General features: G+C 73.8%; 13 protein-coding genes. 8 read left to right on the top strand and 5 right to left on the bottom strand.

All coding sequences use genetic code 11. From position 1 onward, the window contains the following. Positions 1-42: 42 nt before the first annotated feature. A complete protein-coding gene (locus ACZ4D5_RS09065; protein ID WP_467771700.1) occupies positions 43-1,104 on the top strand; it encodes a hypothetical protein in 1,062 nt (353 codons plus the stop codon). 57 nt (positions 1,105-1,161) lie between these two features. Here ACZ4D5_RS09065 and ACZ4D5_RS09060 read toward each other — a convergent pair whose 3' ends face one another. Together ACZ4D5_RS09060 and ACZ4D5_RS09055 are read right to left on the bottom strand one after the other, a co-directional pair. Beyond that, positions 1,162-2,502, bottom strand: coding sequence for a PH domain-containing protein (locus ACZ4D5_RS09060; RefSeq protein ID WP_467771699.1), 1,341 nt, complete (start codon positions 2,500-2,502; stop codon positions 1,162-1,164). Beyond that, positions 2,499-3,008 (bottom strand): PH domain-containing protein, encoded by a 510-nt coding sequence (locus ACZ4D5_RS09055; RefSeq protein WP_467771698.1) that lies wholly within the window; start codon positions 3,006-3,008, stop codon positions 2,499-2,501. The genes ACZ4D5_RS09060 and ACZ4D5_RS09055 overlap by 4 nt, the downstream gene beginning before the upstream one ends. Before the next feature lie 67 nt (positions 3,009-3,075). Between ACZ4D5_RS09055 and ACZ4D5_RS09050 the strand changes: the two genes are divergently transcribed. Next, on the top strand, positions 3,076-4,239 hold the full coding sequence (locus tag ACZ4D5_RS09050) for an NADH-quinone oxidoreductase subunit D (protein ID WP_467771697.1): 1,164 nt from the start codon (positions 3,076-3,078) through the stop codon (positions 4,237-4,239). Here ACZ4D5_RS09050 and ACZ4D5_RS09045 read toward each other — a convergent pair. Further along, on the bottom strand, positions 4,204-5,235 hold the full coding sequence (locus ACZ4D5_RS09045) for an SAM-dependent methyltransferase (protein ID WP_467771696.1): 1,032 nt from the start codon (positions 5,233-5,235) through the stop codon (positions 4,204-4,206). The two genes, ACZ4D5_RS09050 and ACZ4D5_RS09045, sit on opposite strands and share 36 nt — an antisense overlap. A gap of 106 nt (positions 5,236-5,341) precedes the next feature. Here ACZ4D5_RS09045 and ACZ4D5_RS09040 point away from each other — a divergent pair, with 106 nt between their 5' ends. After that, the gene (locus ACZ4D5_RS09040; RefSeq protein WP_467771695.1) at positions 5,342-6,544 is read left to right on the top strand and encodes a sensor histidine kinase; all 1,203 of its coding nucleotides are present in this window, start codon (positions 5,342-5,344) and stop codon (positions 6,542-6,544) included. Positions 6,545-6,626: 82 nt separating this feature from the next. Then, the gene (locus tag ACZ4D5_RS09035; RefSeq protein ID WP_467771694.1) at positions 6,627-7,298 is read left to right on the top strand and encodes a response regulator transcription factor; all 672 of its coding nucleotides are present in this window, start codon (positions 6,627-6,629) and stop codon (positions 7,296-7,298) included. Positions 7,299-7,322: 24 nt separating this feature from the next. Here the strand turns inward: ACZ4D5_RS09035 and ACZ4D5_RS09030 are convergent, their stop codons facing one another. Then, positions 7,323-8,429: a DUF5937 family protein gene (locus tag ACZ4D5_RS09030; protein WP_467771693.1), complete on the bottom strand. Its 1,107-nt coding sequence runs from the start codon at positions 8,427-8,429 to the stop codon at positions 7,323-7,325. Positions 8,430-8,666: 237 nt separating this feature from the next. Here ACZ4D5_RS09030 and ACZ4D5_RS09025 point away from each other — a divergent pair, with 237 nt between their 5' ends. After that, positions 8,667-8,927: a hypothetical protein gene (locus ACZ4D5_RS09025; RefSeq protein WP_467771692.1), complete on the top strand. Its 261-nt coding sequence runs from the start codon at positions 8,667-8,669 to the stop codon at positions 8,925-8,927. Here the strand turns inward: ACZ4D5_RS09025 and ACZ4D5_RS09020 are convergent. Continuing rightward, positions 8,884-10,113, bottom strand: a complete 1,230-nt coding sequence (locus ACZ4D5_RS09020; RefSeq protein ID WP_467771691.1) for a threonine aldolase family protein — start codon at positions 10,111-10,113, stop codon at positions 8,884-8,886. The genes ACZ4D5_RS09025 and ACZ4D5_RS09020 overlap by 44 nt on opposite strands. A gap of 146 nt (positions 10,114-10,259) precedes the next feature. Between ACZ4D5_RS09020 and ACZ4D5_RS09015 the strand changes: the two genes are divergently transcribed. Genes ACZ4D5_RS09015 through ACZ4D5_RS09005 form a run of 3 tightly spaced genes read left to right on the top strand, consistent with a single transcriptional unit; the run spans position 10,260 to position 13,917 of the window. Continuing rightward, positions 10,260-11,198 carry a Rossmann-like and DUF2520 domain-containing protein gene (locus tag ACZ4D5_RS09015; RefSeq protein ID WP_467771690.1) on the top strand — a complete coding sequence of 313 codons (939 nt, stop codon included), beginning with the start codon at positions 10,260-10,262 and terminating at the stop codon, positions 11,196-11,198. After that, positions 11,195-12,199 (top strand): pantoate--beta-alanine ligase, encoded by a 1,005-nt coding sequence (gene panC, locus ACZ4D5_RS09010; RefSeq protein WP_467771689.1) that lies wholly within the window; start codon positions 11,195-11,197, stop codon positions 12,197-12,199. The genes ACZ4D5_RS09015 and panC overlap by 4 nt, the downstream gene beginning before the upstream one ends. Next, a complete protein-coding gene (locus tag ACZ4D5_RS09005; protein WP_467771688.1) occupies positions 12,196-13,917 on the top strand; it encodes an L-aspartate oxidase in 1,722 nt (573 codons plus the stop codon). The genes panC and ACZ4D5_RS09005 overlap by 4 nt, the downstream gene beginning before the upstream one ends.

Below are 13,917 nucleotides of genomic sequence, written 5' to 3'. Positions count from 1 at the left end.
ACGGTCGCAGGCGTATCGGTTCTCTGCGCCGGCGGCGCCTGGATGTTCGCGGAACCGGTCGTGCTCCGCGGGCTCGTCGCGGCCGCGGCCGCCGCCGCCGTCGTCGGCTCGGTCGTCATGCGCCGCTGGGACCAGGCGGCAGGCAAACGCGTCGCCGAACTCGGCCGGGCCCGCGCCAGCGACGAGTGGCGCTACGAGGAGCGGATAGCCGAGGCCGAGTCCGACCTCGAGGAGTCCCGCGAGCTGCGGGGCAAGCTGGAGAACAAGCTGCGCGCCAAGCGCTCCGAGCTGGCCGCCCTGCGCAACGAACACGCCGCGCTCCTGCGGCGGTACGCCACCGCGGAGACCGAGCGGGCCAGCGCCCTCGAAGGGCGCCGGCTGCTCGCCATAGAGGCGTCGTCCTCGGCGCCCGCGCTGCCGGCCGCGGACGCGGGTACCGGCGCCGAGGACCTGGTGCCCGCGGTGCGGGCCGGGGCCCCGGCGGCCAATCCGCGTACGGAGAAGCCCCGTACGGAGAATTCGCCTGCGGACGAGCCTCGTGCGGACGAGCCCCGCGCGGACGAGTCGGAGAACACGCAGAGCCCCGCGGACGCCGGAATGTCCCGCTCCTCCGCGTGGCCGGGTGCGAGCCCCACGCCGTCGCTCTTCCTGCGGGCCAACGCGGCGCTCGACCGCATGACCCCACAAGCCCCGCCGGCCCCGCGAGTTCCGCAGGCCCGGCAAGCGGCGGTCGCGGCCGGGACGGAAGCGGAGGACGAGTCGCGGGGGAAGCCCGGGGCGGCCGATGGGTACGGCGGGCACGAGCGCGCGGTCGCCGTCGCGCCGCCCGCGCACGCGCGACGCCCGGTGCCCCAGGGCGGATTCGACTTCTTCGGCACGAAGGGCCCGGCGCCCGCGGCGCTGGAGGCCGTGCAGAACGAGGACCTCGCCGACGTGGTGGGCGAGGAGGCCCTCGCCGTCCACAAGGCCGAGGCCGAGGCGGAGTTCAAGGACGTGTCCGAGGACGACGCGGCGCGGGGCGTGGGCCAGGTCATCGACCTGACGGCCCATGACGAGACGGAGCAGATCGACGTGGCGGAGCTGCGGACGGCCCTGCGGGCGTAGCTACTCCGCCGGGCCGGGCGATTCATGACGGGGCGTGAGGCGGGCGGGACCCGGAGGTCATGCCATCCAGCGCTCCGGGACCGCCTCCCTGCGCCCCGTGCGGGAGCGGTCCGCCTGGGACTGGAGCAGGGCCGCCGCCTCGCCCGAAGGCCGCAGACGGGCCGTCACCGTCTTGTCGGCGCCGGTGTGCACGCGGATGTCGGCCACGTCCTTGTACCGCTCCCAGGGCCCCTGGGAGAGCTGCACGCTCTGCACCTTGGCGTGCGGCACCAGGGAGAGGCGGCGCTTGAGCAGGCCGTGGCGCGCGGCGAAGACCGCGTCCGTGACCGCGAGGCCGTACCCCTTCCACCAGAGCGGCACGCACCACGCCGCGCGCGCGGGCGGCCGCACCAGCTCGGCCGCGTCCGGCACGCGCACGCCCGGCAGGACCTGGGCGATCACCGCCTCCGCGTGCTCCCGCGGAGCGACCGGCACCAGGACGCTGTTGGACGAGCCCGCCACATCCAGCTCGACCCGCACCCAGCCGTACCGCCGCCACAGCATCGGCTGCACGACGTGCACGGTCTGCACGCGGCCCGGGGGCACCGTCTCGTGGGCCTTGTCGAGCAGGCCGTGGTCGATGCGGAGGCCGTCCGGGGATTCGCCCACCGTCCAGTCGTACTCCTTGATGAAGCGCCCGCCGCTGCTCGCGAACGCGCCGCCCAGCATGGGCAGGGCGGTCGCGACGACCGTCCACAGGTTGTGCGTGACGAACCACAGGAAGGTCGGCACCACGGTCGCCGCGACGAGCATCACCCAGGGCGCGCCGGTCAGCATCAGGGAGACGGCGAGCATGCGGGGCTGCACGTGCAGCAGGTTCCGTACGGGGGCCTCGCCGACCTCGCGAGCCTGCTCGGGGGCGAAGCCGGCCGCCCGCGCGAGGAGTTCGGCGCGCAGCTCGGAGGCCTCCCGCTCGCCCAGGTAGGCCAGTTCGTCCTTGTCCTCCGTGCCGATGACGTCCAGCTTGAGCTTGGCGACCCCCGCGATGCGGGCCAGCAGGGGCCGCGTCACGTCGACGGCCTGGAGCCGGTCCAGCCGGATGTGGGCGGTGCGGCGGAAGAACAGGCCGGTGCGGATGCGCAGTTCGGTGTCGGTGACCGCGAAGTGCGTGAACCACCAGCTGAGGAAGCCGTAGAGGGCACCGCCGATGACGACGGCCGCGCTGCCCAGGAGCAGGGTGGCGGCGGTCAGTTCGGAGAGGCGCTGCTGTGTGCCGTTCGGGTCGTGGACGGCCCAGCCCACCAGGACCGCGAAGGGCGCCCAGGCGCGGCGCAGGGGCGTGACGGGGTGCAGCCGCCGCTCGTGCGCCGCGCCGCCGTCCGCGGTGCCGCCCTCCACGGGCGGCCGCTCGCCGCTCACAGCCCCGCCGATCGGGCCTCGCCGAGTTCGGTCAGGCGGTCGCGCAGCCGCTCCGCCTCCTCGGGGAGCAGTCCGGGGATGCACGCGTCGGTGGCCGCCGCCGCGGTGTGCAGCTGCACGCTCGCGAGCCCGAAGTGCCGCTCCACGGGGCCCGAGGTCACCTCGACCAGCTGCATGCGGCCGTACGGCACGACGGTCTCCTCGCGCCAGAGCACGCCGCGGCTGATGAGCAGGTCGTCGGCGCGCTCCGCGTACCGCCACGAGCGCCAGTTGCGGCCCAGCATCGGCCAGCCCCACGCCACGAAGGCGAGCGGCACCGCGGCGAAGGCCGCCCAGGCGGGCCCCACGAACAGGCCGAGCAGCACCCCGACGGCGACCGCGAGCGGCACCAGCCAGACCACGAGAAGGAGCCGCCGCATCCTGAGCAGCCCCCGTGGCAGGCCGGTCCACACCGGCTCCGCCTGTGCCCCCGCCGGTCCTGCGGGCCCCACCGTCCCCGTTTCCATGCCTCAAGCCTACGTACGACCTCCGACAGCCGCGTACGGACGAGAGCGCGTGCGAGAGACTGTGCCCATGAGTCCCACGACGGAGACCACCACGGAGACCACGCTCGGCATCGGCGGAGCGGCCGAGAGCACCGACATGGTGCTCAACATCGGCCCCCAGCACCCGTCCACGCACGGCGTGCTCCGCCTGCGCCTCGTCCTGGACGGCGAGCGCATCCAGCACGCGGAGCCGGTCATCGGCTATATGCACCGCGGCGCGGAGAAGCTCTTCGAGGCGCGGGACTACCGGCAGATCGTGATGCTGGCCAACCGCCACGACTGGCTGTCGGCGTTCTCGAACGAGCTGGGCGTCGTGATGGCCGTGGAGCGGATGCTCGGCATGGAGGTCCCCGAGCGCGCCGTGTGGATGCGCACGCTGCTCGCCGAGCTGAACCGCGTGCTCAACCACCTGATGTTCCTCGGGTCGTACCCCCTCGAACTGGGCGGCATCACCCCGGTGTTCCACGCGTTCCGCGAGCGCGAGGAGCTCCAGAACGTGATGGAGGAGATCTCCGGCGGCCGCATGCACTACATGTTCAACCGCGTCGGCGGACTCAAGGAGGACCTGCCCGCGGGATGGACCTCCCGCGCGCGTGAGGCGGTCGCTTCGGTGCGGTCGCGCATGGACGTGTACGACCGCCTGGTGCTCGGCAACGAGATCTTCCGGGGCCGCACGCGTGGCGTCGGCGTCCTCACGCCCGAGGCGGTGCATGCCTACGGAGTGAGCGGTCCCATCGCCCGCGCCTCCGGAGTCGACTTCGACCTGCGCCGCGACGAGCCGTACCTCGCGTACGGGGAACTCCAGGACACCCTGAAGGTCGTCACGCGCGAGGAGGGCGACTGCCTGGCCCGCTTCGAGTGCCTCCTGGAGCAGACCCACAACGCCCTCGACCTCGCGGACGCCTGCCTGGACCGGCTCGCCGACCTGCCGCAGGGGCCGATCAACCAGCGCCTCCCGAAGGTCCTCAAGGCGCCCGAGGGGCACACGTACGCGTGGACCGAGAACCCCCTCGGCATCAACGGCTACTACCTGGTCAGCAAGGGCGAGAAGACCCCGTACCGCCTGAAGCTGCGCTCCGCCTCGTACAACAACATCCAGGCGCTGACCGAACTGCTGCCCGGCCAGCTGGTCGCGGACATGGTGGCGATCCTGGGGTCACTGTTCTTCGTGGTCGGGGACATCGACAAGTAGGGCGTCCAGCGGGATCCCGACGGGCTGCAGGAGCCACCCGAAGTCCCCGAGCCCGCCGGGTGCGGTGAGTTCGGCGGCCTCTCCCGCGCGCGCGAGGGCGCGTACGTACGCCGTCGGGTCGCTGGAGGCCAGGGCCAGCGGCGGGCGGCCGCCGCGCACGCCCAGCGCGCCGAGGGCCGCCCGCTGGGTGAGCAGCTCGGCGCCCTCCCCGGCGCAGGCGTCCAGCGCCACATGGGCCGTGATGTCACAGCTGCCGTCCGGCACGGGTGCCGTCTCGCGGCCCGCCCTGAAGCCCGTCAGCGTCCCGAACGGCGGACGTCCGTCCCGGGAGTGGGCGTAGTCGACGGCGACCGCGAGGCCGCGCGTGAGGGACGCCGCGGCCGCCGCCCACGCCTCGTCCCGGGGGCGCCCGATCTCGGCGCGCAGCCCGGGCTCGGCGTCCAGCGGCCACCAGCGCGCCAGCCACTCGGCGTCCGGCCCTGCGACGGGGCCGCCCCGCGTCTCGGTGCCGTCGTCGCGTACGAGCACATGGCGGGGCGTTCCGTCGGCGGCCACCTCGGCGATGTCCAAGGGGACGTTGTCCAGCCACTCGTTGGCGAAGAGCAGGCCCGTGACGCCGGCCGGGGGCGCGGGCCGCCACTCGATGCGCGCGTCGAGGTCCGCGGGGCGCTCCGCGCGCTCCACCGCGTACGCACGCACGCGTGCCGCCACGTCGTGGGGGAGCGCGGCCAGGACGCCCGCGGTCAGTTCGCCGCGGCCCGCGCCCATGTCCACGAAGGCCAGCTCGGCGGGGTGGCCGAGCGCGGCGTCCAGGCGGCGCAGGAGCAGCGCCACCGCGCCCGCGTACAGGGGCGAGGCGTGCACGGAGGTGCGGAAGTGCCCGGCCGGTCCCTCGGGGCGCCGGTAGAAGCCGTCAGGGCCGTACAGGGCGGCCTCCGTGGCCTCGCGCCAGCCGCGTGGAGAGCCTCGTCGGGCCCTCTCGTCGTCGTTCGTCACAGCCTGCAGGCTAAGCGGGCCTCCACCTTGGGGAGTACATGTGCTCGATACGGATCGAACCTCCGGTTGACCCCGGGGCACCGCGGGGCTGCCTACGCTGGGTTACGTGCAGCGCCTCTATGACTTCCTCCGCAGACACCCGACATGGGTCGACGGCTTCTGGGCCCTCGTCCTGCTCGGGATCTCCGGGCTCGGTCTGGTCGCCATGTCCGAGGCGAACGGCTACGACCCGAAGATCGCGGCGGTCCCCGTCGCCATCGGGCTCTCCCTGGTCGTCGCGCTGCGTCGGCGCTGGACCGAGCAGATGCTGGTGCTCGCCGCGGCCATCGGGCTCTTCCAGCTCGTCTTCGACGTGGAGACGATGCCGGCGAACTTCGCGATGCTGGTGGTCATCTACACCGCGGCGGCCGACGGCGAGAGGTGGGCCTCGCGGTTCGCGCTGATCGGCGGTCTGGCGGCGGCGCCGCTGTCGATGATGCGCTGGCCGACGGAGAACACCAGCGTCTTCGGCAACGTCCTCTTCACGATCTTCCAGATCGTGCCCTTCGCGCTCGCCTGGGTCCTCGGCGACTCCATCCGCACCCGCCGCGCCTACCTCGCACAGCTGGAGGAGCGCGCCGACCGCCTGGAGAAGGAGCGCGAGGCGCAGTCGAAGGTCGCGGTGGCGGCCGAGCGGGCCCGGATCGCCCGCGAGCTGCACGACGTCGTCGCGCACAACGTCTCGGTGATGGTGGTCCAGGCCGACGGCGCCGCCTACGTCCTGGACACCGCCCCCGACCAGGCCAAGAAGGCCCTGGAGACGATCTCGGGGACGGGTCGCCAGGCGCTCGCCGAGATGCGCCGCCTGCTCGGCGTGCTGCGCACCGGCGAGCCCGAGGAGAGCGGCGAGTACGTGCCGCAGCCCGACGTCGAGCAGCTCGACGACCTCATCGAGCAGGTGCGCACGGCAGGGCTGCCCGTCGACTTCAAGGTCGAGGGCACCCCGCGCCCGCTGCCCAGCGGCGTGGAGCTCACCGCGTACCGCATCGTGCAGGAGGCGCTCACGAACACCCGCAAGCACGGCGGCGAGAACGCCGGTGCGAGCGTGCGCCTGGTCTACTTCGACGACGGCCTCGGGCTGCTCGTCGAGGACGACGGCAAGGGCGCTCCCCACGAGCTGTACGAGGACGGCGGAGCCGACGGCAGCGGGCACGGTCTGATCGGCATGCGCGAGCGCGTCGGCATGGTCGGCGGCACGCTGGACGCGGGGCCGCGCCCCGGCGGAGGATTCCGCATCAGCGCGCTGCTGCCGCTCAAGCCTGCACACTGAACCTGACCATGTCCGGCGATGACACCTGTCACCGGACTTCCTGAATCTCCCGCCCCCCGAACTTCCCCGAAGGGACTCCTCGATGTCGATCCGCGTGATGCTCGTCGACGACCAGGTGCTGCTGCGCACCGGGTTCCGGATGGTGCTCGCAGCGCAGCCGGACATGGAGGTCGTCGCGGAGGCGGGCGACGGTGTCGAGGCCCTGGAGGTGCTGCGCGCGACCAAGGTCGACGTGGTGCTGATGGACGTACGCATGCCGAAGCTGGACGGCGTGGAGACGACCCGGCGCGTCTGCCAGGACGCGAACCCGCCGAAGGTGCTGATCCTGACCACCTTCGACCTCGACGAGTACGCCTTCTCGGGGCTGAAGGCCGGTGCGTCCGGGTTCATGCTCAAGGACGTGCCTCCGGGGGATCTGCTGGCCGCGATCCGCTCCGTGCACAGCGGTGACGCGGTGGTCGCGCCGTCCACCACGCGGCGGCTCCTGGACCGCTTCGCGCCGATGCTGCCGAACGCCGGCGGGCAGCCGCAGCTCAAGCAGCTGGAGCGGCTGACCGACCGCGAGCGCGAGGTCATGGTGCTGGTCGCGCAGGGCCTGTCGAACGGCGAGATCGCGGCGCGGCTCGTCCTGTCGGAGGCGACCGTGAAGACCCATGTCGGCCGCATCCTGACCAAGCTGGATCTGCGGGACCGGGTGCAGGTGGTCGTCCTCGCCTACGAGACGGGCCTCGTGCGGGCCGGGGGCGGTTCCTGACCCCTTGGCCCGAGGGAGCGGGGGCTAGCGCAGCACGCCCTCGATGAAGTCGCTGCCCAGGCGGGACACCACGCTGATGTCCAGCTGGTGCTGCACATAGCGGCCGCGCCGCCGGGTGGTGATCAGGCCCGCCTTCTTCAGGACGCTCAGGTGCCGGGATATCTCCGGCGCCGTCATGCCGTGCGCGTCCGCGAGCTCGCTCGTGGTGTACGCCCCGCGCGCGAGGTGGCGGCACAGGCGCATCCGCACCGGGTGGGCGAGCGCGGACATGCGGCGGGTCAGCTGCTCCACGGTGGGCGGCGCGGTCAGGCCGGGGGCGCTGATCGGGTACGTGATCGAGGCCTGCCAGCCCTTGCGGTGCAGCACCATGAGGTGCGGCCAGCCGAGGCTGGTCGGCACGAGGACCAGGCCTCCCGACCCCGTGGTGGTGCGGCCCGAGGTGATCTTGTCGACGGTGATGAGGCCGCCGCTCTCGTCCAGGGACACCGCTCCGGAGATGGCCTTCAGGGTCTCCGCCAGGCCCTTGCGGCGCAGCAGCTCGGTCTTGTGCCGGGCGTCCGCGGCGAGCTGGTGGCTCAGGCGGGCCCAGGTGTCGGCGAAGAACGCCTCGTCGCAGTCCTGCAGGAGGCTGCGCAGCCAGGCGCGCACGGCCGGCGGGTCGTCCAGGAGCCGCTTGGTGAACAGCACCTGATGGGGGCCGCGGGCGGCGGCCAGGTCCAGCGCGCGCTGCTGCACGGCGGGGTCGGACAGGAGCTGGCGGTTCGGCTCCGAGTACGTCGACTGGCAGGTGAACTCCAGGGCGGCGTCCACGAACTGTTCGTCGGTCAGCTTGTCCAGGAGGTCGAGCTCCTCGGCGAGCGTGGCCCCCGGGAGGGCGCTCAGCCCGGGGATGCCCGCGAACGGCGCGAACACGTCCGAGAACGTCGAGCGCCACAGGAAGTCGGCCTCGCACATGCGGTCGGCCAGGCACGGGTCCAGGCGCGTGGAGACGGCGGTCGCCCAGCCCTGCAGCCCCGGGTGGTGGCCCGGCTCGGACAGTGCGTGCAGCGCCATGCCGAGCTCGGCCAGGGGCGAGGGCACGACGTGGATCCGGTCCTGGGACAGCCCGCTGATGTCGATGCTCACGCTCATGACCCCATGGTGCACCTCGCCACCGACAGCCGGGCCGTCGATTGACGGCGCTCGTCAATCGACGCGACGCGGGCGGGGCGGCGGGCGCAGTCTGTGGTCATCGCCGGAGCCGCCGAAGCCTTCGGATCCCCTTCCCTCGCCCTTCGAGCCGCGCCCGGATCTCCGGGTTCCGGACCCTGGGTCTCCGTGACCCCGACATGTCCGTTACATACCATTTATTCCGAGAGGTGTTCCGTCATGAGCGTCACCCAGCAGTACCTGCTCGACACCTACCGCGCCGCCCAGCACGGCGAGCCGACGCCGCCCGCGCCCGGGCAGCACGACTGGCAGGTCGTCCGCGAGGTCCGCGATTACGGCCGCTTCCGTGCCGTCGTGGCCGAACGCCCCGCCCACGGACGCTTCCGCGCCGCCCTGGCCCGGCTCGCACGCGGCGGCCGGCTCGGCGGGGGAGGCCTCAGCGGGGGAGGCGTCGCACGAACTCCGCGGCCGCTTCCCTGACGTCGTCGGCCGTCCACTTCAGGCCCTCCTCGGTCACGGTGACCTCCGTGACCGAGAGACCGGGCGGCCCGCCGGGGAACCAGCGCCCGAAGAGCAGGGTCCCGCTCTCCTCGGCCTGTCCCACGGAGGCCTCGTTCAGTACGTCGTGCGCGTACGGCAGCCACACCTGGAACTGGTGGGTGTGCGGCCGCTCGGGGTGCACGCGCACCCAGGGAACCCCGGCCGCCGCGAGCCCTTCGTGCAGCGCCTCGGCCACCACGCGCGCGTGGGCGACGTAATCGGGCAGCCGGGGCAGGGTGTGCTTCAGGCCGAGCAGGGCGGACACCGCGGTCGGGAACTGCTGGAACAGCTGGCCTCCGTAGCGGTGGCGCCACACCCTCGCCTCCTCGACGAGCGTGCGCGGACCGGCCAGCGCGGCGCCGCTGATCCCTTCGAGGGACTTGTAGAACGACACGTACACGGAGTCGGCGAGCCCGGCGATCTCCGCGAGGGTGCGGCCGAAGTGCGGCGTGCACTCCCACAGGCGGGCGCCGTCGAAGTGCACCACCGCGTCCCGTTCGCGGGCCGCGTCCACCACCGCCTCCAGCTCCTCCCAGGTCGGCAGGACGTAACCGGCCTCCCGGAGCGGCAGTTCGAGCATCAGCGCCCCGAAGGGCTCCTCGAAGTCCCGCACTTCGTCGGCCGTGGGCAGGCGCGGCTCGTCCGTCGGGTGCACCGTGCGCAGCCCGCTGACCGCGGAGAAGGCGCTCCCCTCGTGGAGTTCGGGATGCGCCTTCGGGTGCAGGGCGACCGTCGCGTTCCCCGTACGCCCCGCCCAGCAGCGCAGCGCGACCTGCTGGGCCATCGTGCCGGTCGGGAAGAAGGCGGCGGCCTCCTTGCCGAGCAGACGCGCGACCTCCTCCTCCAACGTGGCGACGACCGCGTCTCCGTAGATGTCGGAGGGGTCCTCCGGGCCGACGACCTCGGGGGCGGCCGCCGCGAGGGCGGCGAAGCGCTCGACGAGCGGCACGAACAGGGGCGAGCGCTGCAGGGTCCGTGCGGCGCCCTGGGCCGCGGCACGGCGCCGGGCCGACTGGAGGGCGTACGCGTCCGCCTCCCGCGGCTCCGGCTGCTCCTGTTCCCGCGGCTTCGACTGCTCTTGCTCCCGGGATCCCGGCTGTTCTTGTGCTGCGCTGTTGGAGGCCATGCTCCGAGGATGGCCCGCCCTCCGCCACCAGTCATATGAATAACCACAGCCTGTGGACAGCGGAAGACGCGGCGCCAACCAATCGCGTTAGCATGACGAGAAATCGTCCGGTACCCCGAGCGGACTGGAACGGAAGGCGTCATCGCGTGAACGCATCGCATCAGCCAGACCCGCGGGACCGTCCCGCGAGGCTCACCGTGGGGGTGGTGGGAGCGGGCCGTGTGGGCCCCGCGCTCGCCGCGTCGCTGCAGCTCGCCGGGCACCGCCCGGTGGCCGCGTCCGGAGTGTCCGACACCTCCGTGCGCCGGGCCGCCGTCATGCTGCCCGACGTCCCCCTCGTCCCGCCCGCCCAGGTCCTGGAGCGCGCCGACCTGGTGCTCCTGACCGTCCCCGACGACGCCCTGCCGGGCCTGGTCGAGGGCCTCGCGGAGACCGGGGCCGTGCGCCCGGGCCAGCTCCTCGTGCACACCTCCGGGCGGTACGGCACCAAGGTCCTGGAGCCCGCCCTGCGGGCCGGAGCCCTGCCGCTCGCGCTGCACCCCGCCATGACGTTCACCGGCACCCCCGTAGACGTGCAGCGCCTTGCCGGGTGCTCCTTCGGCGTGACCGCGCCCGAGGAGCTCCGGCTCGCCGCCGAGGCCCTGGTCATCGAGATGGGCGGCGAGCCCGAGTGGATCGCCGAGGAGAACCGCCCGCTCTACCACGCGGCCCTCGCCCTCGGCGCGAACCACCTGGTCACGCTGGTCGCCGAGTCCATGGAGCTGCTGCGCGACGCGGGCGTCGAGGCCCCGGACCGGATGCTCGGCCCGCTGCTCGGCGCCGCCCTGGACAACGCCCTGCGCTCGGGCGACGCCGCGCTCACGGGTCCCGTCGCGCGCGGGGACGCGGGCACCGTCGCCGCCCACGTCGCCGAGCTGCGCAAGCACGCCCCGCAGACCGTCGCCGGCTACCTCGCGATGGCCCGCGCCACCGCCGACCGCGCCCTCGCGCACGGCCTGCTCAAGCCGGAGCTCGCCGAGGACCTCCTGGGCGTACTCGCCCACGGCGCGGGCGGGATCAGCGGTGCCGAAGGAGGCAGCCGATGACCACCACGCTCCTGCACACCGCCGCGTCACTGCGCACGCGCACGCGTGAAGGCCGCCGGGCGGTCGTCATGACCATGGGCGCCCTGCACGACGGGCACGCCTCGCTGATCCGCGCCGCCCGGCGTATCGCCGGAGCCGAGGGCGAGGTCGTCGTCACGGTCTTCGTGAACCCTCTGCAGTTCGGCGCGGGCGAGGACCTGGACCGCTACCCCCGCACCCTCGAAGCCGACGTCAAGATCGCCGAACAGGCGGGCGCGGACGCCGTGTTCGCCCCTGACGTGGACGAGGTCTACCCGGGCGGCGAGCCCCAGGTCCGTATCGGCGCGGGCCCCATGGGCACGGTCCTCGAAGGGGCCACGCGCCCCGGCCACTTCGACGGGATGCTCACCGTCGTCGCCAAGCTGCTGCACCTCACCCGGCCTGACGTGGCGCTGTTCGGGCAGAAGGACGCCCAGCAGCTCGCCCTGATCCGCCGCATGGTGCGCGACCTCAACTTCGACGTGGAGATCGTCGGCGCCCCCACCGTCCGCGAGGACGACGGACTGGCCCTCTCCAGCCGCAACCGCTACCTCTCCCCGGACGAGCGGCGCACCGCACTCGCCCTCTCCCGGGCCCTGTTCGCGGGCCGCGACCGGCATGCCGCCCAGGAGGCCCTGCGCGCGCGTGCCGCCAGCGCCCCCGCCACACGCGCGCGTGCCGTCGCCCTGAGCGCGATCGGCGAGTCCCGCGCGGCGGCCGACGCGCACGCCGTGGCGCACTCCGCGCCGCCTGCCACGACCGGTGGCCCCGCCGCCGTCGTCGCCGCGGCCCGCCTCGTCCTCGACGAGGCCGCGCGCATGCGGCCCCCGCTCGAGCTCGACTACGTGGCGCTGGTGGACCCGGCCGACTTCACCGAGGTCCGCCCCGGCCACACCGGTGAGGCCGTCCTCGCCGTGGCCGCCAAGGTCGGCGCGACGCGGCTGATCGACAACATCCCGCTCACTTTCGGAGCCGCTGTATGAGTGCCACCGGAATACGGCTGCACGCCCCCGCCCCGGGCTGGTCCCTGGACGCCGACCTCGTGGTCGTCGGCTCCGGAGTGGCCGGACTGACCGCCGCCCTGCGCTGCGCGGCCGCCGGTCTGAAGACGGTCGTGGTGACCAAGGCCCGCCTGGACGACGGCTCCACGCGCTGGGCCCAGGGCGGCGTCGCCGCGGCGCTCGGCGAGGGCGACACCCCCGAACAGCACCTGGACGACACGCTGGTGGCGGGCGCGGGCCTGTGCGACGAGGCGGCCGTGCGCACCCTCGTCACCGAGGGCCCCGGCGCCGTGCGCCGCCTCATCGAGACCGGCGCCCTCTTCGACACCGACGCCGAAGGCGCCATCGAGCTGGGCCGCGAGGGCGGCCACCACCGCCGCCGCATCGTGCACGCGGGCGGCGACGCGACCGGCGCGGAGATCTCCCGCGCCCTGGTCGAGGCCGTCCGCGCGCGAGGCATACCGACCGTCGAGAACGCCCTGGTCCTGGACCTGTTGACCGACGCCGACGGCCGCACCGCCGGTGTCTCCCTGCACGTCATGGGCGAGGGCCAGCACGACGGCGTGGGCGCCGTCCACGCTCCCGCGGTGGTCCTCGCCACCGGTGGCATGGGCCAGGTCTTCTCGGCGACCACCAACCCGTCCGTGTCCACGGGCGACGGCGTGGCGCTCGCCCTGCGCGCGGGCGCCGAGGTCTCCGACCTGGAGTTCGTGCAGTTCCACCCCACGGTCCTCTTCCTCGGCGCGGACGCGGAGGGCCAGCAGCCGCTGGTCTCCGAGGCCGTCCGCGGCGAGGGCGCGCACCTCGTGGACGCCGACGGCGTGCGCTTCATGGTCGGCCAGCACGAGCTCGCCGAGCTCGCGCCCCGGGACATCGTCGCCAAGGGCATCACGCGCCGCATGCTGGAACAGGGCGCCGAGAACATGTACTTGGACGCCCGGCACTTCGGCGCCGACACCTGGGAGCACCGCTTCCCGACGATCCTCGCCGCCTGCCGGGCCCACGGCATCGACCCGGTCACCGAGCCCATCCCCATCGCCCCGGCCGCGCACTACGCCTCCGGAGGCGTCCGCACCGACCCGCACGGCCGCACCACGGTCCCGGGCCTGTACGCCTGCGGCGAGGTCGCCTGCACCGGCGTCCACGGCGCCAACCGCCTCGCCTCCAACTCCCTTCTGGAAGGCCTGGTCTACGCCGAGCGCATCGCCGCCGACATCGCGGCACGGCACGCGGAGAACGCCCTCCACGCGCGCGTGCCCGCGCCGGTGGCGCAGCCCGAGACGCCCGCCCACCCCCTGCTGCCGCCCGAGGCCCGCTTCGCCATCCAGCGCGTGATGACCGAGGGCGCCGGAGTCCTGCGCTCCGCGGAGTCCCTCGCCGAAGCGGCGGCCCGCCTCGCCCGGATCCACGCCGAGGCCGCGGGCGCGCTCGCGGACGAGGGCAAGACCGCCGAACCCGGCGTCGACACCTGGGAGACCACCAACCTCCTGTGCGTCGCCCGCGTCCTCGTCGCCGCCGCCCAGCGCCGCGAGGAGACCCGCGGCTGCCACTGGCGCGAGGACCACGCCGACCGCGACGACGCGGCTTGGCGGCGCCACATCGTCGTACGCCTGAACCCGGACAGGACCCTCGCGGCGTACACGACAAAGACCCACGACTTCCCGCCGACCAGCCCCAGCCCCAGTCCCCAGGAGCAGTGA

The organism is Streptomyces sp. NPDC025651 (assembly GCF_055558735.1).
The sequence above is the reverse complement of the archived record's forward strand: the minus strand, read 5'-3'. Positions and strand labels throughout refer to the sequence as shown.

What these genes read in the sequence shown, in the direction of transcription:
- ACZ4D5_RS09020 (WP_467771691.1), bottom strand. Translation starts at nt 10,113, where the DNA reads ATGGCCTCCAACAGCGCAGCACAAGAACAGCCGGGATCCCGGGAGCAA.
- ACZ4D5_RS09050 (WP_467771697.1), top strand. Translation starts at nt 3,076, where the DNA reads ATGAGTCCCACGACGGAGACCACCACGGAGACCACGCTCGGCATCGGC.
- ACZ4D5_RS09065 (WP_467771700.1), top strand. Translation starts at nt 43, where the DNA reads ATGTTCGCGGAACCGGTCGTGCTCCGCGGGCTCGTCGCGGCCGCGGCC.
- ACZ4D5_RS09055 (WP_467771698.1), bottom strand. Translation starts at nt 3,008, where the DNA reads ATGGAAACGGGGACGGTGGGGCCCGCAGGACCGGCGGGGGCACAGGCG.
- ACZ4D5_RS09025 (WP_467771692.1), top strand. Translation starts at nt 8,667, where the DNA reads ATGAGCGTCACCCAGCAGTACCTGCTCGACACCTACCGCGCCGCCCAG.
- ACZ4D5_RS09005 (WP_467771688.1), top strand. Translation starts at nt 12,196, where the DNA reads ATGAGTGCCACCGGAATACGGCTGCACGCCCCCGCCCCGGGCTGGTCC.
- panC (WP_467771689.1), top strand. Translation starts at nt 11,195, where the DNA reads ATGACCACCACGCTCCTGCACACCGCCGCGTCACTGCGCACGCGCACG.
- ACZ4D5_RS09035 (WP_467771694.1), top strand. Translation starts at nt 6,627, where the DNA reads ATGTCGATCCGCGTGATGCTCGTCGACGACCAGGTGCTGCTGCGCACC.
- ACZ4D5_RS09030 (WP_467771693.1), bottom strand. Translation starts at nt 8,429, where the DNA reads ATGAGCGTGAGCATCGACATCAGCGGGCTGTCCCAGGACCGGATCCAC.